The sequence below is a fragment of the Sphingobium sp. AP50 genome (genome assembly GCF_900109095.1).
GTDB lineage: Bacteria > Pseudomonadota > Alphaproteobacteria > Sphingomonadales > Sphingomonadaceae > Sphingobium.
In genome coordinates, this window is record NZ_FNYZ01000001.1 from 979,529 (window position 1) to 1,003,069 (window position 23,541).

24 protein-coding genes and 1 tRNA gene are annotated in these 23,541 nt (G+C 64.1%); 12 read left to right on the forward strand and 13 right to left on the reverse strand.

Annotation, left to right across the window (positions count from 1 at the left end; genetic code table 11):
- Positions 1-107: 107 nt before the first annotated feature.
- Positions 108-1,583 carry a M48 family metalloprotease gene (locus BMY84_RS04900; RefSeq protein WP_093081150.1) on the forward strand — a complete coding sequence of 492 codons (1,476 nt, stop codon included), beginning with the start codon at positions 108-110 and terminating at the stop codon, positions 1,581-1,583.
- 232 nt (positions 1,584-1,815) lie between these two features.
- On the opposite strand, the gene BMY84_RS04905 is transcribed toward BMY84_RS04900, so the two are convergent.
- Both BMY84_RS04905 and BMY84_RS04910 read right to left on the reverse strand, forming a co-directional pair.
- Positions 1,816-1,977 (reverse strand): Flp family type IVb pilin, encoded by a 162-nt coding sequence (locus tag BMY84_RS04905; protein ID WP_093013110.1) that lies wholly within the window; start codon positions 1,975-1,977, stop codon positions 1,816-1,818.
- Between the two features lie 139 nt (positions 1,978-2,116).
- Positions 2,117-2,302: a Flp family type IVb pilin gene (locus BMY84_RS04910; RefSeq protein WP_093013927.1), complete on the reverse strand. Its 186-nt coding sequence runs from the start codon at positions 2,300-2,302 to the stop codon at positions 2,117-2,119.
- 83 nt (positions 2,303-2,385) lie between these two features.
- On the opposite strand from BMY84_RS04910, the gene BMY84_RS04915 reads away from it, so the two are divergent.
- Positions 2,386-2,793, forward strand: a complete 408-nt coding sequence (locus BMY84_RS04915; RefSeq protein ID WP_093081152.1) for a (deoxy)nucleoside triphosphate pyrophosphohydrolase — start codon at positions 2,386-2,388, stop codon at positions 2,791-2,793.
- A 58-nt stretch (positions 2,794-2,851) separates the two neighbouring features.
- On the opposite strand, the gene bfr is transcribed toward BMY84_RS04915, so the two are convergent.
- The 3 genes from bfr to BMY84_RS04930 all read right to left on the reverse strand — a co-directional run bounded on the left by bfr (position 2,852) and on the right by BMY84_RS04930 (position 4,968).
- Positions 2,852-3,331: a bacterioferritin gene (gene bfr / locus BMY84_RS04920; protein WP_093013104.1), complete on the reverse strand. Its 480-nt coding sequence runs from the start codon at positions 3,329-3,331 to the stop codon at positions 2,852-2,854.
- Between the two features lie 164 nt (positions 3,332-3,495).
- Positions 3,496-3,666 carry a (2Fe-2S)-binding protein gene (locus BMY84_RS04925; RefSeq protein ID WP_093081155.1) on the reverse strand — a complete coding sequence of 57 codons (171 nt, stop codon included), beginning with the start codon at positions 3,664-3,666 and terminating at the stop codon, positions 3,496-3,498.
- Positions 3,667-3,726: 60 nt separating this feature from the next.
- Positions 3,727-4,968 (reverse strand): DUF418 domain-containing protein, encoded by a 1,242-nt coding sequence (locus tag BMY84_RS04930; RefSeq protein WP_256215056.1) that lies wholly within the window; start codon positions 4,966-4,968, stop codon positions 3,727-3,729.
- Between the two features lie 463 nt (positions 4,969-5,431).
- Between BMY84_RS04930 and BMY84_RS04935 the strand changes: the two genes are divergently transcribed.
- On the forward strand, positions 5,432-6,205 hold the full coding sequence (locus BMY84_RS04935) for a methyltransferase domain-containing protein (protein WP_093081774.1): 774 nt from the start codon (positions 5,432-5,434) through the stop codon (positions 6,203-6,205).
- On the opposite strand, the gene BMY84_RS04940 is transcribed toward BMY84_RS04935, so the two are convergent.
- Positions 6,163-7,833: a glycoside hydrolase family 43 protein gene (locus BMY84_RS04940; protein ID WP_093081157.1), complete on the reverse strand. Its 1,671-nt coding sequence runs from the start codon at positions 7,831-7,833 to the stop codon at positions 6,163-6,165. The two genes, BMY84_RS04935 and BMY84_RS04940, sit on opposite strands and share 43 nt — an antisense overlap.
- 186 nt (positions 7,834-8,019) lie before the next feature.
- Here BMY84_RS04940 and BMY84_RS04945 point away from each other — a divergent pair, with 186 nt between their 5' ends.
- On the forward strand, positions 8,020-9,432 hold the full coding sequence (locus BMY84_RS04945; RefSeq protein ID WP_177203896.1) for a GGDEF domain-containing protein: 1,413 nt from the start codon (positions 8,020-8,022) through the stop codon (positions 9,430-9,432).
- Here BMY84_RS04945 and BMY84_RS04950 read toward each other — a convergent pair.
- The 3 genes from BMY84_RS04950 to BMY84_RS04960 form a co-directional block, all read right to left on the reverse strand.
- Positions 9,421-9,825 (reverse strand): hypothetical protein, encoded by a 405-nt coding sequence (locus BMY84_RS04950; RefSeq protein WP_093081162.1) that lies wholly within the window; start codon positions 9,823-9,825, stop codon positions 9,421-9,423. The two genes, BMY84_RS04945 and BMY84_RS04950, sit on opposite strands and share 12 nt — an antisense overlap.
- 83 nt (positions 9,826-9,908) lie before the next feature.
- Positions 9,909-12,086, reverse strand: a complete 2,178-nt coding sequence (gene purL, locus BMY84_RS04955; protein WP_093081165.1) for a phosphoribosylformylglycinamidine synthase subunit PurL — start codon at positions 12,084-12,086, stop codon at positions 9,909-9,911.
- A 228-nt stretch (positions 12,087-12,314) separates the two neighbouring features.
- Positions 12,315-12,698 (reverse strand): hypothetical protein, encoded by a 384-nt coding sequence (locus BMY84_RS04960; RefSeq protein WP_093081168.1) that lies wholly within the window; start codon positions 12,696-12,698, stop codon positions 12,315-12,317.
- Positions 12,699-12,858: 160 nt separating this feature from the next.
- Here BMY84_RS04960 and BMY84_RS04965 point away from each other — a divergent pair, with 160 nt between their 5' ends.
- The 5 genes from BMY84_RS04965 (at position 12,859) to queA (ending at position 16,530) form a co-directional block, all read left to right on the forward strand.
- Positions 12,859-13,113, forward strand: a complete 255-nt coding sequence (locus BMY84_RS04965; protein WP_093081777.1) for an exodeoxyribonuclease VII small subunit — start codon at positions 12,859-12,861, stop codon at positions 13,111-13,113.
- A gap of 5 nt (positions 13,114-13,118) precedes the next feature.
- The gene (locus tag BMY84_RS04970; protein ID WP_093081779.1) at positions 13,119-14,033 is read left to right on the forward strand and encodes a polyprenyl synthetase family protein; all 915 of its coding nucleotides are present in this window, start codon (positions 13,119-13,121) and stop codon (positions 14,031-14,033) included.
- Between the two features lie 4 nt (positions 14,034-14,037).
- A complete protein-coding gene (coaD, locus tag BMY84_RS04975) occupies positions 14,038-14,547 on the forward strand; it encodes a pantetheine-phosphate adenylyltransferase (RefSeq protein WP_093081170.1) in 510 nt (169 codons plus the stop codon).
- Between the two features lie 99 nt (positions 14,548-14,646).
- A complete protein-coding gene (locus BMY84_RS04980; RefSeq protein ID WP_093081173.1) occupies positions 14,647-15,405 on the forward strand; it encodes a peptidylprolyl isomerase in 759 nt (252 codons plus the stop codon).
- 90 nt (positions 15,406-15,495) lie between these two features.
- A complete protein-coding gene (gene queA, locus BMY84_RS04985; RefSeq protein WP_093081175.1) occupies positions 15,496-16,530 on the forward strand; it encodes a tRNA preQ1(34) S-adenosylmethionine ribosyltransferase-isomerase QueA in 1,035 nt (344 codons plus the stop codon).
- 19 nt (positions 16,531-16,549) lie between these two features.
- On the opposite strand, the gene BMY84_RS04990 is transcribed toward queA, so the two are convergent.
- A complete protein-coding gene (locus BMY84_RS04990) occupies positions 16,550-16,885 on the reverse strand; it encodes a DMT family protein (protein ID WP_093081178.1) in 336 nt (111 codons plus the stop codon).
- A 252-nt stretch (positions 16,886-17,137) separates the two neighbouring features.
- Positions 17,138-18,067, reverse strand: coding sequence for a DUF2171 domain-containing protein (locus BMY84_RS04995; RefSeq protein ID WP_093081180.1), 930 nt, complete (start codon positions 18,065-18,067; stop codon positions 17,138-17,140).
- Positions 18,068-18,304: 237 nt separating this feature from the next.
- Between BMY84_RS04995 and BMY84_RS05000 the strand changes: the two genes are divergently transcribed.
- The 3 genes from BMY84_RS05000 (at position 18,305) to BMY84_RS05010 (ending at position 19,946) form a co-directional block, all read left to right on the forward strand.
- Positions 18,305-18,380, forward strand: a tRNA-Ala gene (locus BMY84_RS05000).
- Positions 18,381-18,446: 66 nt separating this feature from the next.
- Positions 18,447-19,217, forward strand: a complete 771-nt coding sequence (locus tag BMY84_RS05005; protein ID WP_093081183.1) for an NUDIX domain-containing protein — start codon at positions 18,447-18,449, stop codon at positions 19,215-19,217.
- 3 nt (positions 19,218-19,220) lie between these two features.
- Positions 19,221-19,946 (forward strand): extensin-like domain-containing protein, encoded by a 726-nt coding sequence (locus BMY84_RS05010; protein ID WP_093081185.1) that lies wholly within the window; start codon positions 19,221-19,223, stop codon positions 19,944-19,946.
- Positions 19,947-19,962: 16 nt separating this feature from the next.
- Here the strand turns inward: BMY84_RS05010 and trpE are convergent, their stop codons facing one another.
- Together trpE and BMY84_RS05020 are read right to left on the reverse strand one after the other, a co-directional pair.
- Complete coding sequence (gene trpE / locus BMY84_RS05015; RefSeq protein ID WP_093081188.1) at positions 19,963-21,495, reverse strand: anthranilate synthase component I; 1,533 nt, start codon at positions 21,493-21,495, stop codon at positions 19,963-19,965.
- 1 nt (position 21,496) lies between these two features.
- Complete coding sequence (locus tag BMY84_RS05020) at positions 21,497-23,452, reverse strand: peptidylprolyl isomerase (protein WP_093081782.1); 1,956 nt, start codon at positions 23,450-23,452, stop codon at positions 21,497-21,499.
- Positions 23,453-23,541: the final 89 nt, after the last annotated feature.

Sequence of the window (23,541 nt, forward strand, 5' to 3'; positions counted from 1 at the left end):
CGACCGGCCGGAAAACAGGATTGATTGCGCGCTCTCCGCTCGCTTTTCCGGGAACGGCCCGCCATGGTTGCTCGTTACGTAGGGGTAACGGCAGAGGGTGGAGAGTCATGAACTGGAAGATATCGCTGGGCTGCACGGGTGCGGCGCTGGCGGTGGCGTTGAGTGCGCCGGCGGTGATCGGGCAGCAGCGGGCGATTCGCACCGTTTCCTCGATCAGCGCGCAGGAAAAGGCGAGCGGCGCCAAACAGCATCCTGAATTGCTGAAGGAATTTGGCGGGGCCTATGTCGGCCCGCAGGCGAAATATGTGGAAGGGGTCGGGCGGCGGATCGCGGTCCAGTCCGGCCTGTCCAATGCGCAGGGGGATTTTACCGTCACCCTGCTCAACAGCCCGGTAAACAACGCCTTCGCCATCCCCGGCGGCTATGTCTATGTCACGCGCCAGTTGATGGCGCTGATGAATGACGAGGCCGAACTGGCGGGCGTGCTGGGGCATGAGGTCGGCCATGTCGCCGCCCAGCATGGCCAGCGGCGGCAGAAGGCGGCGCAGCGCAATGCTATTGGCGGAGCGCTGCTGGGCGCGCTGGCCGGGGCGTTCCTGGGCGATTCGGGCCTGGCCGGACTGGTGCAGAAGGGGATCGGCACGGGCAGCCAGTTGCTGACGCTCAAATTCTCCCGCAGTCAGGAATATGAGGCGGACGATCTGGGCATCCGTTACCTTGCGTCGGGCGGCTATGATCCGCGCGCGCTGTCGGACATGCTGGCATCGCTGGCGGCGCAGAGCAATCTCGATGCGCAGGTGGCCGGCAATGCGCGATCGACGCCCGAATGGGCGAGTACCCATCCTGATCCAGCCTCCCGCGTGTCGCGCGCGGCAGAAGTCGCATCCGCGACTCGATCGACCAGCAAGGTGCGCAATCGCGACGCCTTCCTCAACGCGCTGGATGGGGTCCTCTATGGCGATGATCCCAAACAGGGGGTGATTGACGGCAATCGCTTCCGCCATCCCGACCTGCGCGTCGCCTTTGCCGCGCCCAGCGGCTTCGGCATGGAAAATGGGTCGGACGCGGTGTCGATCACCGGGGCGGGCGGGCAGGCACAGTTCAGCGCGGCGGCCTATTCGGGCAATCTGGCGACCTATATCAACAGCGTGTTCGCCAAACTGGGCGGCGGCGATGGCGTGCCGGAGGGAGAGGTTAGTCGCACCACCGTTAACGGTCTGCCTGCCGCCTGGCGCACGGTGCGAGCGACCAGCCAGTCCAGTCAGGTCGATGCCACCGTCTTCGCCTATGAATTTGGTGATGGGAAAGCCTATCACTTCCTGCTGCTGACGCCGGCGGGGAAGGGGATTGGTCCCTTCACGTCGATGGTGCAGTCGGTACAACGCCTGTCGACGCAGGAAGCGGCGGCGATCAAGCCGCGCCGCGTGCAGGTGGTGACGGTCAAGGCGGGCGACACCGTCCAGTCGATGGCCAGGCGCATGGCCTATAGCGATTATCCGCTGGAACGCTTCCTGACGATCAATGCCCTGACATCGGGCGCCACGCTGCGGCCGGGGCAGCGGGTGAAGATCGTGAGCTGGTAAGTGCTGGAAGGGAGCGTATTCTTTCGGATATAGAGCCATCCCGTTCGTCCTGAGTAGCCATTGAGCTTGTCGAAATGGCGTATCGAAGGATCAGGCGCAGCGCTGGATGCTTCGATACGGGTCTTCGACTTCGCTCAGACCCTACTCAGCACGAACGGTTTGAAAGGGTGTAAACGAAAAGAGGCGGCGAACCCAAGGTCCGCCGCCTCCTGTTCCGACAATCGTCTCAGGCTTACTTCAGGTTGCCCGAAACGTTGTTGAAGGTGCTGCCGAGCTTGCTGCCCAGGCTGGTCATCGCGCCGATGGCGGCGACGGCGATCAGCGCGGCGATCAGGCCGTATTCGATCGCGGTTGCACCCTTTTCATTCTTCAGCATCTTACGGACGAACTTCATGTGACGTCTCCTTGAGTGAATTTCTACGTTAAACTACCCGGCCGCCCCGCTTGGATAATTGGTGGTCAGCAAGACTTGAATTAGAGCCGCTCTGTTGAAAAACCCTTAATGGGCAGAAGCGGCTGTCAAAGATTGATGGTTAATTGTTGGTTACTTCTGTCGCGACGTTGTTCCACATCTTGGTGGTCTTGTTCGCGACATTGGTGAGCGCGGCGATCATGGCCAGAACGACCATCGCCAGGATCAGCGCATATTCGATGGCGGTGGCGCCGCGTTGGCACCGCACCAGTCCCCATCGGGCAATGATCTCTAGAAGCCCGCGCATCATTTTCCCCACTTGGCTACAGACAGTCCCCGCAAGACGTGTAAAGCAACCACGGTTAACAAAGCCCTTTTGCCCGGAACCCTATGTCGTCTTTTTCCCCCCTGTTCGTTGTCGCCGTAGCGTTGGTGGATGCCGATGGCCGGGTGCTGTTGCAGCAGCGCCCGCCCGGCAAGGCGATGGCGGGCCTGTGGGAGTTTCCCGGCGGCAAGGTGGAGCCGGGCGAGGCGCCCGAAGCGGCGCTGGTCCGCGAGCTGGAAGAGGAACTGGGGATAGAGACGCATGCCAGCTGTCTGGCGCCCGCGATCTTCGCCAGCGAACCGCTGGGCGACCGGCATCTGCTGTTGTTGCTCTATGTCTGTCGCAAGTGGAAGGGCGTGCCCCAGATGCATGAGGCGACGGCGCTCAAATGGGTGCGGCCGGCGCAGATGTACGGGCTTGAGATGCCGCCGGCGGATCTGCCGCTGATCGGGCTGCTGGAAGCGTTGCTGTAATAGAAAAAGGGGCGCCCCGGCGGGACGCCCCTCAAAATTACGCGCAAGTTGGCGAGGATCAGTCTTCCTTGGCCTTGCTCTGCAACTGTACATAATTCTGGATGCCCATGCGTTCGATCATTTCGAACTGGGTTTCCAGCGTGTCGACATGCTCTTCCTCGCTTTCGAGGATGTACTGGAACAGGTCGCGGCTGACGAAATCCTTGATGGATTCGCAATAGGCGATCGCGTCGCGCAGCACGGGCAGCGCTTCATATTCCAGTTCGAGGTCGGCCTTGAGGATTTCCTCGACGGTTTCGCCGATCTTCAGGCGGCCGAGCAACTGGAAGTTAGGCAGGCCGTCCAGGAACAGGATGCGCTCCGCCACCTTGTCGGCGTGCTTCATCTCATCGATGGATTCGGCATATTCGAACTTGGCCAGCTTCTCGATGCCCCAATGGTTGAGCACGCGATAGTGGAGGAAATATTGGTTGATCGCGGTCAGCTCATTCTTGAGCACCTCGTTCAGATAGTCGATGACTTTCGGGTCGCCCTTCATGGCGTTATACTCCGGCAGAATATGGGGAACGCCGTAAGTATATCGTTTCGGCTGCTCTCTGTTAAGCCGAAAACCCTTGAGAATTAGGGATTTTTCACCACGCTATTGCGTGATGTTCTCGCCTTTCCCGTGCGGATGCTTCGCAATCCTGTCAGGCGGGCCTGTCAGACCGAAGCGCGTTCCGCGGCGATGATGGTGCGGGCGAAGGACACGCACTGGCCGCATTTGGGGCGGCGGCCAAATTGGGCGTAAGCGCTGCACGGCGTGTCAGCGCCGTTACGTGCCGCTTCCCGCACGTCTTTTTCCCGAATAGCATTGCAAACGCACACGACCATCGAAGGGATTCTCCTGATGGATCGGGAGATAGCGTGCATGATAATAGGTCGCAATAGTAATCAGGTGATTTTGCGAATCTTTTGCGGCCGGCTGAGGCACAGGCTGCGCCAGACCCATTCGGCCGGTCCCATCGCGAATCGCGCTGCATAGGGTTTCGACCAGAGCAGCATTACCGCCCAGATCGCCAGCACGAACAGCGGGAGGAGGGCTGGGCGGACATGGCCGAACAGGCCAAGGCCCCAGCCATAGAAGAGCGCGGTCATGATCAGGCTGGTGCCCAGATAGTTGCTGAGCGTCATCCGGCCCGCAGCGGCGATACGGCCGACCAGCGGGCTGGTGCGATGGCGGGCCATCAGCCAGAGGATCAGCGCCGCCCAGCCGACGGTCAGCGGGATGCGGAAGGGCAGCGACCAGACGAGCGCGACGCCATAGGCGGGGAGGGGGGCGAAGCCGCTCCACCATACCCACAGGGCCAGCGCCGCCATGGGCGGCAGGCCGATGAGGAAGCAATGACGGGCGGTGCGGCGATATTGCTCCGCTTCCCAGCCGCCGGTCAGAAAACCGCCCTTCAGCATCGCCATGCCGAGCAGCATGAAGCCCAGCGTCTCAAAGGCGGTGAACAGGAAGCCCCACACCCATTCGCCGGGAAATTCGGCCAGTTTCGATTGCAGGATCGTGGCAAAGCCGCTGCGATAGGTGAGGATTTCGCCCTGCGTCGCGGTGTTGGCGGGATCGGACAGGGCGCTCATGAAATCGGTGAAGCCGGTGCGCATGGCGATGCTGGCATCCGGCGCGGCGGCGCCGTTCCGCCAGAGATAGAGGCTGGCGATAAAGGCTGCGACCAGCAGGAATTGCAGCAGAAAGAAGAGGAAGGCGCGCTTGACCAGATCGAGCGGCTCCAGTCGGACGAAGAGCATCGCGAACAGGCCGACCAGCGCATAGACGCGCAAAATGTCGCCCCACCACAGCAGGAAGAAATGCGCGCAGCCCAGCACGAACAGCCAGCCGAGGCGAACCATCTGCGTGCGTCGCCCGTCGCGCCCGGCCATTTCCTCCCGATCGATCAGCAGCAGCATCGACGCGCCGAACAGCAGGGCGAACAGGCCGCGCATCTTGCCGTCGACGAACAACAGGCTGATGGCCCAGAAAACCACGTCCCCGGCGCCCGTCCAGCCCGACACCGCCGGATTGATATAGGCATTTTGCGGCAGGGCGAAGGCGGTGATGTTCATCCACACTATGCCCATGACCGCGCAGCCACGCAGCACGTCCATGGCGGGAATGCGGGGGGAGGATGACATGGCGTGCAGGTTCCTTTGGGGGCGGTCGGTAAGGCGTTGCCAATGCGCCTAGAGCCTTTGCACAGGCGGTGAAAAGACTCTTGTTCCTTGCGGTCGTATTTTCGCGCGGTTGGGCGGCGTGCATATGTTCGGGATGGAGGAAGGCGGCCATTTTTGTCACTCCTTCTCCCTTGGAGGGAGAAGGATACGAAGCCTTACCGCGTAGCGGTTAGGCGAAGTTGGATGAGGGGGATTGGCGCAGCTTCAGCGCATTAGTGTGAGGTTGTAGCCCCCTCACCCAGCTACGACTAGGCAGCAAGCTGCCAAGTCTCCGCAGCCCTCTCCCTCAAGGGAGAGGGGTAAAGAAGGTCCGCCCCAAAAAAATCCGCCCGCGCCCTCTAACGGCACCTGAATTTGCCCGCGGCACCTAGCCTGCGGCTCCAAGGCGTTGACCACGGCCCTGCAAATCGACAATGCCGCACCCATGAATGACAGCCGCAAACAACGGATAAGCGACGCCTTCGGTGCGGCGGCCGGCCATTATGAGGCGCATGCCGGGCCGCAGCGGCTGGCCGCGACGATGGTGGCGGATATTGCGCAGCGGCAGAGGGGACAGGGCGTGGCGCGCATCCTGGAGGTGGGGTGCGGCACGGGCCTGCTGACCCGCGACATCCAGTCCCGCTGGCCGGGCGCGGAACTGATCGCCACCGATATTTCGCCGGGCATGCTGGAGCAGGCGGCGTCGCATGGCCGGGTTGCGGGGCAGTTTCTGGCCATGGATGGCGAAGCGCCACCGTTCGACGGGCCGTGGTTCGACCTGATCCTGTCCAGCCTGGCCTTCCAATGGTTCGATGACCTTCCGGCGGCGATCGGGCGGCTGGCCGGGCTGTTGCGGCCGGGAGGCAGCCTGATCTTTTCGACCATGGGGCAGGGCAGCTTTGCGCGCTGGCGCGCCGCCCATGCTGCCTGTGGGGAGGCAAGCGGGGTGCCGGACTATCCGTCGATCGAGGCTCTGCGCGCTATGCTGGCGGGGCATGACGATGCCTTCGCCTTTGAAGAGACGGTCCTGCTGGAGGCCCATGGCGCGCGGGCCTTGCTGGCGCATCTCAAGGGCATTGGCGCGGTCGTGCCGGACGCGGGGCGCAGGCCGCTCGGCCCGGCGGCATTGCGCCGGGTCATGACGGCCTATGATGCGGCGGGTGGCCGCGACGTCTATCAGTTGCTGATCGGCCGGGTGACGCGCGCCGCCCAGGTATAGGGGCCGATGATCGTGCCCACGAAGCCGCCGGCCTGTTTCGTGCTGAGGAAGCCGATATCGACATCGGCTGCCAATGTCCGGGCGCCATCGCCGCTGTCATAGCTGGCGCGCATCCGGCCGCCATCCATGTGCAGGATCAGGGTGACGGGCTTAGCGGGATCGATCGGGGCGGAGGCGATCAGGCGGTCACTGTCCGTATCTTCGCGCGCCAGCAGGGCGATGTGCGGGGCGCCGCCGCTCTGAAGGATGCCGAAGAAGAGGAAGCTGCGGTCGGACTGGATCGCCACCAGCCCGGCCCGGTCGCCCTCCGCTTCGGGGCGATAGGTCAGCCGGGTCGAGACGGTGGCGACATGCTGTTGCTGCCGTCGCCCGATAAAGGCCGGGGCGCCGGACAGGTCGCCGATCGGCGTGGTGCCGTTCAGGATCAGCGCGCCGCCTTCCAGCCGATAGACGGGCTGCTTTGGCGTGCGGATGCCGATCCACGCCGGGCTTAGCCGTGGACCGTTGAAATCGTCATGCCAGGAGAAGTCGCCGCTGGTCGGCGGCACATCGGTTGTTTCCTTCGGCAGGTCGGGGCGCGGCGCTGTATAGGGGATGGGCGCGCCGTCCGGCAGGATATGCGGCCAGCCGTCCCGCCATATGACCGGCAGCAGGAAGGTTTCCCGCCCGATATTATAAAGGTCCGTGCCATAAGGGCGGGTGGCGAGGAAGGTTGCCCACCAGTCGCCCTTTTGCGTCTGGATCAGCTTGGCATGGCCGGCCGATGTCACCGGATTCGGGCGATCGGGGTTCAGGTTGCGCTGGCTGAGGATCGGATTATGCGCATAGGGGAGGAAAGGGCCGCGCAGGTCGCGTGACCGGAACACCACTTCGCTATGATTGTCGCCGGTGCCGCCTTCGGCCGCGATCAGATAATAAGAACCTTCGCGCTTCAGCAGATGGGGGCCTTCGATCCAGACGGGCTGCTTGCTGATATCGACGCCGCCATTGACGATCTGGGTCGATGGGCCGGTCATCTTGCGCGCGCGCCAGTCGAATTCCTGCACCCAGATGGCGCGATGCCCTTCATAGCGGGCAGGCTCGGCAGGCGCGCGGTTGTTGACGATGAAGGCGCGGTCGCCTTCCCAGTAGAGGGACGGATCGATCCCCTCGAACGGCAGCCATGTGGGGTCGGACCATGGCCCGGCCGGATCGCGCGCGGTCATCACGAAATTGCCGCGACAATCGACGCAGGTGCCGACGATGTAGAACAGCCCGTCATGCCAGGAGATGTCGGGCGCGAACATGCCGCGTGAGGTGCGCAGACCGGAAAAATCGAACTGGCCGGGCCGGTCGATCGCGTTGCCGATCTGCCGCCAGTGGACCATGTCGGTCGATTGGAAGACGGGCAGGCCCGGATAGTGCGCGAAGGAGGAATTGACGAGATAATAGGCGTCGCCGACGCGGGTGATCGACGGATCGGGATAATAGCCCGACAGGATCGGATTGCGATAGTCTCCGGGCGCGGTCGCCACCTGTTCCTGCGTCCGGCCGTCATAGCGGAAATCGTCGAAGCGGGCGGGGCTTGCCAACGCCGGTGCGGCGAAGCTGACGCAGAACAACAGGGCGGCGCGGGCGATCGGGCGCAAATATCCTCTCCTTCTTTTACGTGATCAGCATAATATCCGCGATCTGATAGCGCTATCATTATTAAGTCTTAGGGGCAGCAGCTAAAGATTAACCTCTTTCCCGCTATCCATGGCCTCATGGAGACAGCACGCGCCCCTGATTGCGCGGAGACGCAGGCACCGTCGCAGCTACGGGGCGCTGCGGTTGTGGCCGGGCCTGTCCTGCTGTTGCTGATCCACGCGGCCCTGCTGGCGACGATGGGGGATCAGTCTGCCCATGCCTCCTTCCTTTTCCTGATCGGCACGCCGTTGCTGGCGGCGGGCATCTGCCTGCATCGGGCGATGCGGGATGGCTGGGAAGGATGGATGCCGCTGGCGGTGGCCATGCTCTTCTGGGCGGGCGGCATGGCGGCGACCATGGTCAGCATGCTGATGCAGGATGGATCAGGTGTCGGCAACCTCAGCATGCTGCTTTATGTCCTTTATGGTGTGCCCCTGATCTTCGCTCTGGCCAGCCCGTTGGATGAGGCATGGCCGGTGCGGCTGGTCGATGCGGTGCTGGCGGGCGCGCTGGGCTATTTTTTCTTTCGCTATGTGTTTGCGATGGCGACGCCGGTTGGGGCGGATGACAGCGGGGCGGCGGCGCTCCGGCTGCTGTTCGATATAGAGAATAGCTATATCCTGCTCTTCGCGATCGTCCGGCTGATCGCCTGTCAGGAGGAGCGGCAGCGCGATTTCCTGCGCGTGCTGGCGGCCTATGCCGGCGTCTATCTGCTGGTTGCGGCCTATATCAATCATGTCGAGAGCGACAGCGATTATGGTCTGTGGCCGGACTTGTTGATCGACCTGCCCTTCCTGTTGCTGGCGGGATTGGCGATGGTGTGGCGCGGTGGTGCGATGCCGGTCGTGTCGCGCCGCTTTGCCCGACTGGTACGGGCAGGCAGTCCGCTGATGCTGCCGACGACGGTGCTGACAGTGTCGGGGCTGCTGCTGTCGCATGATGCGCGGTTGGCGGTAGCGGGCTGCGTGGTCGCGACTTTGGGCTATGGCTTGCGTAGCGTGCTGGTGCAGTTGCGCAGCTATGACGAGCAGGATCGGCTGGCGGAATTGTCGCATGTCGATGCGCTGACCGGGCTCGCCAATCGCCGCCTGTTCGATGAGGTGCTGCGCCGGGAAGCTGCACGGGCACGGCGACAGGGCGGGGCGCTGGCGCTGATGATGATCGACATCGACCATTTCAAGCAGCTCAACGATCAATATGGCCACCCGGTCGGCGATGCGCGCCTGCGGGAGGTGGCGGCGGCGCTGGCGGCCCATGCCCGGCGCGGCACCGATCTGGTGGCGCGCTATGGCGGGGAGGAATTTGCCGTGATCATGCCCGGCCTCCATCCGCGCGAGGCTGCCGCCATGGCGGAACAGATGCGCGCGGCGGTCGAGGGGCGCCGCCTGCCTGCGCCGGGCGGGGTAGTGACGGTCAGCATCGGCCTGGCGCATCTGCTGGCGCGGGATGCAGACCCGGCAGCGCTGGTCGATAGTGCCGATCGCGCGCTGTATGACGCCAAGCGCAGCGGGCGCAACCGGGTGGGCGTGGAGCGGCTGGCGCTGGTGTCAGCGGGCTGACTTGCGAATCATCAGCTTGAGGCCGGACCAGATGGCATCGACGGCGCAGACCTTTACATCCACCAGATCGGTGACGGGCAGGATGACGGCCCGGATCACGTCTTCCGTGATGTCGGTCGGGACTTTGGCGGCTTTTTTGGGCCAGCTTATCCACAGGAAGCCGGTGGGGGCGAGCAGCGGGCGCAGGGCGGCGATGCGGGCCTCCATCGTGGCGCGGTCGGTAACGAAGATATGGGCGGCGTCGATCGGCGGTTGCGGCGCGGGCAGCGGGATGACGCCGCTGTCGCCAATGTCCGCCATGACGCTGGCGGGCATATCCTCCCACCAAGCACGCAGGCCGGGTTTGAGGCTGAGCTTCTTCGCCAGCGGGGTGCCGGAATAGCCTGTCGTCATGTCTTGCCCTCCGGTCGGGGAGGGTAGTCGCTCTGCGAGAGCGGGCAAGAGGGAGGCGCTAACGCCTCTCTCTGCCATTCATCTTAGAGTTCGCTGTCCATTAGGGCAGGGAAGAAGCCTTCATGGGCGGTGCGCAGCGTGTCGATCGAGACGCCTGCGACGGTGGTGCCGCCGACGGTGCCGATCTTCACCGCGCCGGGCACGACGACATCGGCCGGGGTGGTGACGACATAGCGGCCCTGGTCCTCGCCAAAGGCCGAAGCGGTGGTCAGCGTGACGTCCAGCGTCGCACCGATCTTGCCGGCCAGCGCCATTTCCGCGATCGTGACGATCAGGCCGCCATCGGCGATATCATGCACCGCGGTTGCCTTGCCCTGTGCGATCAGCGCGCGGACGAGGTCGGCATTGGTGCGTTCGGCGACCAGATCGACCTTGGGGGCTTCACCGGCTTCGCGGCCGGCGATTTCGCGCAGCCAGATGGTCTGGCCGAGGTGGGAGCCTTCCCCGCCGATCAGCCAGATCGCGTCGCCCTCATTCTTGAACGCGACCGTCGCCATGACGTCCACGTCCGCCAGCAGGCCGATGCCGCCGATCGCCGGGGTCGGCAGGATCGCCGAACCACCGCCGGTCGCCTTCGATTCATTGTAGAGCGAGACGTTGCCCGACACGATCGGGAAGTCCAGCGCGCGGCAGGCGTCGCCCATGCCCTCAAGGCAGCCGGTGAGCTGCGCCATGATTTCGGGGCGCTGCGGGTTGGCGAAGTTGAGGCAGTTGGTGACGGCGAGCGGGGTGGACCCCACGGCGCTCAGGTTGCGATAGCATTCGGCGATCGCCTGCTTGCCGCCTTCATAGGGGTCGGCATAGCAGTAGCGCGGCGTGCAGTCGGTGCTGATCGCAATGCCCTTTTGCGCGCCATGGACGCGCACGACCGCGGCGTCGCCGCCGGGGCGCTGCACCGTGTCGGCGCCGACCATGTGATCGTACTGTTCCCAGATCCAGCGGCGGCTGGCGATGTCGGGGCTGCCCATCAGGGTGACGAGGTCCGCGCCGATGTCGGCGCTTTCGGCGATGTCGCCCAGCGGTTCGACCTTCGACCAGAGCTTATACTCGTCCTTGGGCATGGAGGGACGGTCGTAAAGCGGCGCGTCGTCGGCCAGCGGGGCGAGCGGGATGTCGCAGACGATCTCGCCCTTATGCTCCAGCACCATGCGGCCGGTGTCGGTGACATGGCCGATGACGGCGAAGTCCAGTTCCCACTTCTTGAAGATCGCTTCGGCGAAAGCCTCGCGGCCGGGCTTGAGCACCATGAGCATGCGCTCCTGGCTTTCCGACAGCATCATTTCATAGGTGGTCATGCCGGTTTCGCGCTGCGGCACGTCGTCCATCTTGAGGTGGAGGCCCACGCCGCCCTTCGACGCCATTTCCACGCTGGAGGAGGTGAGGCCAGCCGCGCCCATATCCTGAATGGCGACGATCGCGTCCGACGCCATCAGTTCAAGGCAAGCCTCGATCAGCAGCTTTTCGGTGAAGGGATCGCCGACCTGCACGGTGGGGCGCTTGGCGTCGGCGTCGTCGCCAAAGTCCGCGCTCGCCATGGTCGCGCCATGGATGCCGTCACGGCCGGTCTTGGAGCCGACATAGACGATCGGATTGCCCACGCCGCTGGCGGCCGAATAGAAGATTTTGTCGGTGTCGGCGACGCCAACGGTCATCGCGTTGACCAGGATATTGCCGTCATAGGCGGGGTGGAAATTCACTTCGCCGCCCACGGTCGGCACGCCCACGCAATTGCCGTAGCCGCCGATGCCATGCACCACGCCGGCGATCAGATGCTTCATCTTGGGGTGATCGGGGCGGCCGAAGCGCAGCGCGTTCATGTTGGCCACCGGGCGCGCGCCCATGGTGAAGACGTCGCGCAGGATGCCGCCAACGCCAGTCGCTGCGCCCTGATAGGGTTCGATGTAGGACGGGTGGTTGTGGCTCTCCATCTTGAAGATGGCGGCCTGACCATCGCCGATATCCACGACGCCCGCATTTTCGCCCGGACCGCAAATGACCTGCGGCCCCTTGGTGGGCAGCTTCATCAGATGAATCTTGGAGGATTTATAGGAGCAATGCTCCGACCACATCACCGAGAAGATACCGAGTTCGGTCAGGTTCGGCTCACGGCCGATCGCCTTCAATACGCGGTCATATTCTTCCGGGCTGAGGCCATGTTCGGCGACGACTTCCGGGGTGATCTGGGGTGCGGTGCTGGACATGAGCGCGCCTTTAGCGAGGGCGGCGGGGAATCACAATGGCGCGTGTGTGAGGAGTAGATGCTTGTTCAGTGCGCCGCCTCATCCCCCTCTTCCAACTTCGCCTCGCTCGCTCCGCTCGCAAGGCTGCGTATTCTTCTCCCCCGCGGGGAGAAGGAAGCTGCGCGCGCCGCACAATAAAAAAGGCCGGACCCGAAGGCCCGGCCTGTTGGTGTCCCGAAAGGCGTCGGATCAGACGTGGCAGGCCTGGCCGCTCTTGCCCGGCACGGTGATGGTCACGTCGTTGCCCGAACCCTTGACCTCGAAGCCGCCCTCGGCGGTGAAGGGCTGGCCGGCTTCGGCGGCCTTCAGCGTCGTCGCGGTGCCGGTCTTCTCCGTGCGCAGCAGGGCGGTCTTGTCGTCGCTCATGAAGTCGACGAAGATCAGGCTGTTGTCCTTGCAGCGATACTGCTTGTTCGCCTTGACCGAAGGCGGCAGCTCGACCGGCGCGGCGTTTGCCAGTTGGGCCGCCATCGGGTCGGCAGGGCCGCCCACGACTTCGGGTTCGTCATTCTTGTTGCAAGCCGACAGCAGGGCGACGCTCGCAACGGCGATCAGGGAGAGATATTGTTTCATGGTGATCCTTTTATGTGCATGTGCAACATGGGGGTCAACGCAAAATGATGCTTTTTCCGCTATCATCCCTGATATGACGTCATGACGGTTCGATGACGGCTGGGCATAAATGCCGGGCGCGGGCTTGACCGTGGGCGTGGCGGCGGCCAATGCAGGAGATATGGCTGAGGAACCTTCGACCCCCGATCTTGCGACCCTCTCTTTCGAGGATGCGCTGCGCGCCCTGGAACAGATTGTCCGTCGGCTGGAAAGCGGCGACGTGCCGCTGGACGAGTCGATCTCGCTCTATGCGAAGGGCGAGGAGTTGCGGAAGCGCTGCGCAGAGCGGTTGCAGGCGGCCGAAGCGCGGATCGCGAAATTGACGGTGGACGCCAATGGCGCGGTCACCGGCGCACAAGCATTCGGCGCGGATTGAGCATCATGGCCGGGGGAGGGAGCGCCTCCGCAGGCGATCTGGTCAAGGCTGGCGCGGCCGGCGTGGCAGCGGATATCGATGCCGCGTTCGACCGGCTTCTGGCGGTGCCGGACGATGCCCGTGCCCGGCTTTATGAAGCGATGCGCCATGCCGCCATCGGCGGTGGCAAGCGGCTGCGCCCACTGCTGGTCCGTGCGGCGAGCGACCTGTTCAACATCTCCCGCGACTCGGCGCTGCGTGTTGGCCTCGCGATCGAGTGCATCCATGTCTATTCGCTGATCCATGACGATCTGCCGGCGATGGACGATGACGATATGCGTCGCGGCAAACCGACGGTGCACAAGATGTTCGATGAGGCGACCGCGATTCTGGCGGGCGACTGCCTGCACGATCTGGCGTTCGAGGTGCTGACCGACGAGGAAACCCATCCTGATCCGTTCGTGCGCGTGGAATTGGTGAAGGCACTGGCGCTGGCCAGTGGTCCCGTCGGCATGGCGGGCGGACAGATGATGGATCTGGAAGCGGAAAAGGCCCGCTTCGACCTCGCCACCGTGACGCGGCTGCAAAATCTCAAGACCGGGGCGCTGATCGCCTTCTGCGTGGAGGCCGCCGCAATCATGGCGCGCCTGCCGTATGAGGCGCGCACGCGGCTGCACGGCTATGCCCGTGACATCGGCCTGGCCTTCCAGATTGCCGACGACCTGCTGGATGTCGAGGGTGATGCTGCACTGGCCGGCAAGGCGCTGGGCAAGGATGCGGCGGCGGGCAAGGAAACCTTCGTTTCGCTGCTGGGCGTGGAACCGGCGCGGGAGCGGGCGCATATGCTGGTTGAACAGGCGAAGGCGCATCTTCATGGCTATGGCGCGGAAGCGGACCTGCTGCGCGCCATCGCCGATTATATCGTGGAAAGGGATCGCTAAGCCCATGAGCAAGCAGCGTATCGGCGTCTATCCTGGCACGTTCGACCCCGTCACCCTGGGGCATATGGACATCATCCGGCGCGGCGCGAAGCTGGTCGACAAGCTGGTGATCGGCGTCACCACCAATATCAGCAAGTCGCCCATGTTTTCCGACGAGGAGCGGCTGGAGATGGTGCGCCGCGAATGCGCGGGGATCGATACGGAGATCGTCGTCACTGGCTTCAATTCGCTGCTGATGGACTTTGCCGAATCGCAGGGTGCCAGCGTGATCATCCGCGGGCTGCGCGCCGTCGCCGACTTCGAATATGAATATCAGATGGCGGGCATGAACCAGCAGATCAACGGCCGGGTTGAGACGGTCTTCCTGATGGCGGACGTGTCGCTTCAGCCGATCGCATCGCGTCTGGTCAAGGAAATTGCGCTTTATGGCGGCCCGATCCACAAGTTCGTCAGCCCTGCCGTACGCGATGAAGTGGTGGCGCGGGTGGACAAGATCGGTCGAAAGGGGGGGTAATCCTTCCGTTTCAGCCTGCGTTCAGTTGCCAATCCCGATCAGCGCGCTATCAGGGCGGTGCGACCCACCGGGCAAATTTGTTTAAGGAAAGCGTCATTCATGCGTTTCACTAGCGCGCTCAAGACCGTGGCGATCGGCTTCGCCCTCACCGCGTCCGGTGTGGCTTTCGCCCAGGGTGGCGGTGGCGGCGGCAATGCCGAAGAGATGAAGAAGGCCGAAGCGGCCGTGCGCGCGCAGGACAATGCCAAGTCGCTGGGCACCGAAACGGTGGTCAAACTGCCTCCCGCGACCGTGCCGGCCGATCCGCAGAATATCTGGGATCTGGACCTGTCGAGCGGCGGGCGGGTGCGCATCCAGCTGCGCCCCGACATCGCGCCGAACCATGTCGAGCGGATCAAGGAGTTGACGCGCCAGGGCTTTTACAACGGTCTGAAATTCCACCGCGTCATTCCCGGCTTCATGGCGCAGGGCGGCGATCCCAAAGGCGACGGCACTGGCGGTTCGCAGCTGCCTGATCTGAAGGCCGAATTCAACGTGATGCCCCATCTGCGCGGCACCGTTTCGATGGCGCGCGCCCAGAGCGAGGACAGCGCCAACAGCCAGTTCTTCATCGTGCTGCTGCCGCGCATGCAACTCGACAAGAAATATACCGTCTTCGGTCGCGTGATCGAAGGGATGCAATATGTCGACGCGATTCATCAGGGTGAGCCGCCGGCCGACCCGAGCGTGATCCTTCAGGCGTCGATCGAGAGCGACGGCAAGCCGCCATTCACGGCCGCGCCGCCACCGCCGCCCGCACCGCCGGTGTCGATCATCGACACGCCTGCGCCCAAGAAGGTTGCGCCGAAGAAGAAATAAGCCGGTTCGGCTTTTGCTGCACTTTCAAGGCCCCGGTCGCTTCTGCCGAAGCGGACGGGGCCAAGCTATTTGGATGAAGTCTTTCCTGCCATGCGCGTAGACCTGTTCGATTTCGACCTGCCGCCGGAGAATATCGCATTGCGGCCCGCATCCCCGCGGGACAGCGCGCGCATGCTGCTGGTGCCGGGCGATGCGCCGATGCAGGATCGGATCGTGCGAGATCTGCCGTCGCTGCTGCGGGCTGGCGATGTGCTGGTGTTCAACGATACGAAGGTCATTCCCGCCCAGCTGGAAGGCATGCGGGGTGAAGCGCGGATCGGCGCGACATTGCACAAGCGGCAGGGACTGCGCCAGTGGCAGGCCTTCCTGCGCAATGCCAAGCGGGTGCGGGCGGGCGACCGGATCGATTTCGGCGCGGGGGTGACGGCCATTGCCGGGCCGCGCGACGAGGATGGCGGCGTGACGCTGGACTTCGAAGGCGACGAGCCGGTCGAAGTGCTGCTGGAGCGGGCAGGGCGGATGCCGCTGCCCCCCTATATCGCCAGCAAGCGCCCGACCGACGAGCGCGACCGCAGCGATTATCAGACCATGTTTGCGCGGGAGGATGGCGCCGTCGCCGCGCCCACCGCCGCGCTGCACTTCACGCCCGATCTGATGGCGGTGATCGCGGCGGCTGGCGTGCAGACCGAGACGCTGACGCTGCATGTCGGCGCGGGCACCTTCCTGCCGGTCAAGGCCGACGATACGGACGACCACAGGATGCATGCCGAATGGGGGCGCATCGATGCCGCGACCGCCGATCGGCTTAATGCGGCGCGGGCAGCGGGCGGCCGGTTGATCGCGGTGGGCACCACGTCGCTGCGCCTGCTGGAAAGCGCGGCCGGGGAGGATGGTCTGCTGCGTCCCTTTGCCGACGAAACCCGCATCTTCATCACGCCAGGCTATCGTTTTCGGGTGGTGGACGGGCTGATGACCAATTTTCATCTGCCCAAATCTACGCTCTTCATGCTGGTTAGTGCCTTGATGGGAACGGAAAAGATGCAGGCTGTCTATGGCCATGCGATCGAAACCGGCTATCGTTTCTACAGCTATGGGGATTCGAGCCTGCTGCTGCCGGACAGGTGAGGAAGCCAGATGCAGGCCATCAGCGGCCGATGAACAGGAAACCCACGGCTCCCATGATGCAGCCGAAGGCCGCCAGATGGCGCCAGTGCAGCGGTTCGCCCAGCACCATGACCATGAACCCGCCGAAGATGATCAGCGCGATCGCTTCCTGCACGACCTTGAGCTGTCCTGCGCTCCAGCCATGGGCGTAACCGATGCGGTTGGCGGGCACGGCCAGACAATATTCGAACAGGGCGATGCCCCAGCTTATCAGTATGACCAGCAGTAGCGGCTTTTCCATGCCGCCCTTCAGATGCCAGTACCAGGCCACGGTCATGAACAGGTTGGACAGGACGAGCAGCGCTATGGTCGGCATGACGGCCTCGACAGGGAAGGATGGGCCGGTTTGGCACTAGCGGGTGCGTCGAGGCAAGCAGGCATGAAAAAGGCCCGGCGCGATGGCCGGGCCTTCCTGTTAGGATCACCCCGTTCGTCCTGAGTAGCCGCTGAGCGAAGTCGAAGCGGCGTATCGAAGGATTAGGCGCTACCCCTTGTATGCTTCGATACGGGCCTTCGACTTCGCTCAGTCCCTACTCAGCACGAACGGCCTAGATTAGGCATGCGATGCTTAACGATAGCGCTTGCCGCTATAGGCGGTGCTGCTGGCATAGCCTTCGCCGGTCCAGCCGCCACGGGTCTGATCGCGATCACGATCACCGAACAGCGCATTCTGCTCACGCTCGGTACGCCAGGCGTCCTGCGCCTGTGCGGCCGTCTTCTCCAGCGTTACCTTCGTCGCGTCGACCGACTTGATCCAGCTTGACGGGATGGAATGATGCACGCCACCGGCATCCTGATCATTCTTAGTCAGGATGATGCGGTCGCCGCGCAGCTTGTCCACGGTGCCGACATGTTCGCCATCGCTGCCGACGACTTCCTGATGTTCCTGCACCTGTTGGATGGCCTGACGTTGCTCGCCCCGGCGGTTGCGCCATGTGCCGAATTCGCTGTTGAAGCGATCGCGATTTTCGCGCTGATATTCGCCATAGTCGCGGTCCAGCTCGTCGATCCGCTGCTGGCGCCAGGCATGATAGTTGCTGTCATGATGGGCGCCATAATCCTGCTGTGGCCCGTAGCCCCGGACGCGATAGCCATGGTCTTCATTGCCATAGCCGCTGCGTTCGCCGCTATAGGGGACATAGCCACGTCCCGGCAGATAATCCTTGCCTGATGCCGAGGCAAAGCCCAGCCGGCTCGACTGGTCGCGCGGGTCGCCATAGGGGCGATTATAATATTCGTCATATTCCCGGCGGCGCTCGGCCTCTTCATCGCCGAACCAGCTGCGGATTTCATCGCCCGCGCGGTCGAAAAAGCCGCGATCGTCATAATCATAGTCGGCGGGGGGACGGCGATAGTCCGGTCCGCCAAACTGGCCGCGCGTCCCATAGCGATAGCCGCGGTCGTCGCGCGCATCCCGCTGGCTGCGGAAGCGATCGCCCCGGTCCCAGCCGGTCGAATAGCGATCTTCGCCATAGCGGCGATTATCTTGATATCCCATCGTCCTTCTCCTTCATTTTAAAGCGACGCGCTTGGTGGCGCCGATGGGGGATCAATGGTCGGGCAGGGGCATCGTTCCGGGCGTTACGCAGGAGTAATGTCCGGTCGAAACACCGGCCTGCCGCGCCGGAATCGCGCGCTTTTCCGGACAGTTGATCGAGATCAGGATTGCCTGCGCTTTTTTGCGCAAAAGACCGTTGCCAGCGGGAAATCGCTCGCCTATAGGCAGCCAACCTTTGGGGCCTTAGCTCAGCTGGGAGAGCGCGTCGTTCGCAATGACGAGGTCAGGGGTTCGATCCCCCTAGGCTCCACCAACCTCCTTCATGAGGTTGATCGGAAGGACTTTACCGCCAGCGCCCAAGGCGCCTAGAGCGGACTTCATGACAGAAACTGATGACACGGGCCGTCCTGCTGCGACGGTCGTTATCGTGCGCGATCGCGCGGGTGCGCCGCCCGAATTGCTGATGATGGAGCGGGCGTCGACCATGGCCTTTGCCGCCGGTGCGCTGGTCTTTCCCGGCGGCGGGGTGGACGATACGGACCATGATTTGGCGGCGCGGATCGGCCATGGGCTGGAGGCGGATGAAGCGGCGGCCCGCATTGCCGCGATCCGGGAGACGATCGAGGAAGCGGGACTGGGTATCGCCCTGCGTGGGGCTACCGACGCAGCGACGATATTGCGCCTGCGCGACGGGTTGCATGACGGGAAGACGCTGGGCGATCTGATCGATCGGCATGAAGTGCGACTCGATCTGGAGGCGCTGACGCCCTTTGCGCGCTGGCATCCCGCACCGTTCGAACAGGCGCGGCGCATCTATGACACGCGCTTCTACATCGCCCGCGCGCCAGAGGGACAGATGGCCAGCGTCGACAGTACGGAGAATGTCCGGCTGTTCTGGAGCAGCGCGGCCGATACGCTGGCCCGTTGTGCGGCCGGGGAGGGGCAGGTGATCTTCCCGACCCGGCGCAATCTGGAGCGGCTGGCGCTTGGCGCATCCCATGCCGATCTGGTGGCGCAGGCCACGGCCTATCCGGTGGAAAAGGTTCGGCCGTGGAAGGAAGAGCGCGACGGGGAACTGCATTTGTGCATCCCCGATCATCTGGGATATCCGGTCACGTCGGAACCATTAGGGCAGGTCCGGCGTGCTTAGGGGATGCGTGCATTTCATCTGACCCTGCGTCGCCTGCTATGGCTGGGCGGCCTGCTGTTTCTGCTGTTCCTGGGCTATGCTGTCCTGCGGCAGCGGCCGCAGGATCTGCCCTGGACCGATCTCGACCTCGCGCAGCCGGTTGGGTTGTTCACCGGGCGGAAACTCGCCGCACTGACGGGTGACAGGGCGCGGTGTATGGCGCTGCTGGATCGTGCCGGGGTCGCCTATGTCGCGATGAAGCCCGGTGGGGCGGACCAGTGCCATTATATCGACGTGGTGCGGCTGAAGCCCGATCGCGATGCCATCGCGCTGGCGCCTGCATCGGTCGCGCCCTCCTGTCCGGTGGTGGCTGCGCTCAAGCTGTGGGAATGGCAGGTAGTGCAGCCTGCCGCCCAGCGAATCTATGGTCAGCCCGTGCGCAGCATCCGCCATTTCGGCAGCTATAGCTGTCGGCGCATATATGGCCGCAGTCAGGGCGATTATAGCGAACATGCGACCGCCGATGCGATCGACATCGCCGCTTTCGTGCTGAAGGACGGGCGGCAGGTGAGCGTGCTGAAGGACTGGAAGGGCGAGGGGAAGGATGCCGCCTTCCTGCGCGATGTGCGCGACGGTGCATGTCGTCTTTTTTCGACCGTGCTGTCACCCGATTATAATGCGGCCCATCGCGACCATTTCCATCTGGATCAGGCCGAACGGGGCGCGACCGGCTGGCGCGCGTGCCGGTGAGGGAAGCGGGTCGGGCTTACTGCCCGAACCCGGCCTCCCGCGCGACGGCCACGGCTTCGCGGGCGGCGGCCAGCAGTGCGCCGCTCTTTGCCTCGGTTTCGCGCTGTTCATAGTCGGCGGTCGAATCCGCGACGATGCCTGCGCCGGCCTGTACATGCATCACGCCGTCCTTGAGGACCGCCGTGCGCAGCACGATGCAACTGTCCATATTGCCGTCCGGCCCGAAATAGCCGACCCCACCGGCGTAGGCGCCGCGCGTCTCCGGCTCCAGTTCGGCGATGATCTCGCAGGCGCGGACCTTGGGCGCGCCCGACACGGTACCGGCCGGGAAGCCCGCGAACAGCGCGTCGATCGCATCCTTTTCGGGCGACAGGCGGCCGACCACATTGGACACGATGTGCATGACATGGCTGTAAAATTCGACGGTATAGCTTTCCGTCACCGTGACCGATCCGGCGCTGGCGACCCGGCCGACATCGTTGCGGCCCAGATCCAGCAGCATCAGATGCTCGGCCCGTTCCTTGGGATCGGCGAGCAGGCTTTCGCGATTGGCGGCGTCCTCCACGGCATTGCCACCGCGGGGGCGGGTGCCCGCGATCGGCCGGATCGTTACTTCGCCATTGCGGGCGCGGACCAATATCTCCGGACTGGAGCCGATCAGCGCAAAGCCGGGCAGATCGAGATAATAGAGGAAGGGCGACGGATTGATCCGGCGCAGCGCGCGGTAGAGCGCGATCGGCGGTAGCGAGAAGGGGCTGGTGAAACGCTGGGCCAGCACGACCTGAAAGATATCGCCGGCGACGATATAGTCCTTCGCCTTTTCCACCATCTGCGCGTAGCGGCCCGGCTCCAGCACCGGTGTCACTTCGATATCGGCGATATCGGCCGGGGCGGGGACGGCGGGCAGCGGCGCTGCAAGGCGGGCGGCCGTGGCGTCGATCCGCTCCAGTGCGGCTTCGATCGCCCGATCCGCTGCGCCTTCCGCGTCGGTGAAGCTGCCCTTCCACACGGGCGCGACGATATAGAGCGCGTCGGCCAGCCGGTCGAACACCAGAATGACGGTGGGCCGCACGAACAGCATGTCGGGCACGCCGATATCATTGGCGGCGGGGCGCGGCAGCTTTTCGACCAGCCCGACGGTTTCATAGCCGAAATAGCCGACCAGACAGGCCAGCGCGGCCGGCAGGGCCGGGTCCATATCCGCCCGGCATTCGGCGACCAGCGCGCGCAGGGCATCGAGCGTACCGGCGCTTGTCGGCTCGAAGGCGTCGCGATCGGTCGCCCACTGGCGATTGATTTCGGCTTGTTCGCCCTGCGCCCGGAAGACGAGGTCGGGGGCAAGGCCGATCAGGCTGTGTCGGCCACGCACCGCGCCGCCCTCCACCGATTCGAGCAGATAATCGCCGCGATCAGGCTCGAACAGCTTGAGCGCGGCGGAGATCGGCGTGTCGGTGTCGGCAATCTGCCGCCGCCATACCAGCGCCGATTCGCCCCGTGCCAGAGCCGCACGCGCGCTATCCACGCCGTCCTTGCTGCCCGATGCGACCATCTTATTGTTCGCCGGCGTTCGAGGTCGACAGGGACTGACGCACCTGCGCCACGGCATTGGCGTTGCGCGTGACCTTCAGTTCCTTTTCGACGGCGCGTTCGAACTGCTGGCCATATTCCTGCCCGACCACGTCGGCGAGCTGGCTGCGGACCTGATTGAGCAGCTCGGGCTGACCCTTGGCATCGCCGCGCTCGATCTTGTTGAGCTGGACCACGAAATAGCCGCGCTCCTGATCGATCGGCAGCGTCTTGACGCTGTTTTCGGCCATCTGGAACATGATGGCGACTTCGGCCGGCGGGCGCTGCTGCGCGCGCATGATGTCGGCGCGGCGGCCGCCCAGCGTCTGCGGTGCAGGCAGCTTGACCCCAGCCTGTGCGATCGCGTCAGCCAGCTTCATACCCTTGGCGACCTTGGCCTGAATCTCGTCGGCCTTGGCCTTCGCCTTCTGGTTGGCGGCGTTCAGCTTATATTGCAACGACACCAATTGCTTCACTTCGGCCAGCGGCGGCGGGGCAGCGGCGATGATCTGGCCCGGTGCGGCCAGCGCATAGCGCTTGTCGGCGGTGATCGGGACCAGCTGTGCATCATCATCGGCGCTCATTGCGAAGACGGGGGCGAGCAGCGGCTTGACGTCGGCAGGCGCTTCATAGGCCTGATCCTTCACCTGCTTGCCGGTGGCGAGCAGGGCGGGGCTGGTTTCCAGCTTCAGGCCATTATCCTTCACCACTTCTTCGAAGGTGCCGCCATCGGCGATCGCATCCTCGATCTTGCCGGTGAAGTCGGTCAGCAGTTGTTTTTCCTTCTGCGCGCGCAGGGTGGTGACGATTTCGTCGCGCACCGCCGCCAGCGGGCGGGCAGGCGTTTCCTTGATCGCGGTGACGCGCAGCAGCAGCCAGCCGAGCGATCCGCGCACCGGCCCGACCAGTTCGCCCTGTCTGGCGGCCCAGACGGCGTCGGCCACGGCCTTGGTTGCCGAAGTGGTCAGTGCTTCGCGGCTCTGGTCGGCCAGCGTGGAGACGGCCAGACCCGCACCCTTGGCGGCGTCGGCCAGGCTCTTGCCGCCCTTCACCTGATCGGCGATCGCCTTGGCACCGGCCTGCGTCGGCAGCACCAGCTGTTCGATGCTGCGGCTTTCCTTGGCGGCATAGGCAGCCTTGCTCTGATTATAATAAGCGCTGATTTCAGCATCGGTCGGCTGCGCCGCCTGCGCGAAACGGTCCGCATCGATCACGGCATAGCGAATGTGGCGCTGTTCCGGGATGGTGAAGCGGGCGCTGTTCTTCTTGTAATAGTCGGCCAGTTGCGCGTCGGTCGGCGTCTTGTCATCCAGGAAGGAGACGGCCGGGATCGCGGCGACGGTGCCCTGACGCGCTTCCAGCAGCAGCGAGGCATAGGGCAGAATCTGGCTGTCGCTCAGCTTCACGCCCAGTGCGACCGGCGCCAGCAACTGGCGCTGGAGGATTTCGCGGCTCAGGTCATCGCGCAGCGCCTGTTCGGTAATCCGTTCACGCAGCAGCAACTGGCGGAAATTTTCCTGGCTGAAATTGCCGGCCGCGTCCTGAAAGGCCGGGATTTGCGCGATCTGCGCATCGACCAGCCGCTTGGAGATATGGACGCCCTGCTCATCGGCAAAGGCGCGCAGCGAGAGCGATGCGACCAACTGATCATAGACCTGCGTCGCGCCGCCCTGTGCCAGAAAATCGCTGATCTGGAGCGTCGGATTGGTGCGTCGCGCATTTTCGAACACTCGCTGGACCCGGTCCTGCAATTCGCTCTGGCTCAGCGTATAGCCCTTCGCCTTGGCCGCGTTGCCCGCGCCGCCCCACATCGACCCGCTGCCAAATTTGCCGCTGGTGATATCGCCCATGATGAAGGCGGAGGCGATGATCCCCAGGAACAGGATCGCGATCAGCGCGCCGAACTTGGAATGAATGATGCGGCGAAAGACAGAGAGCATGGAATTGTCCGAATTGCGGGCGTTATCGCGGCACGCTTTAAGCGCGGATGCGCGCGGCGGCAAGGCTTGCACTGGACAAATGCGTGAGC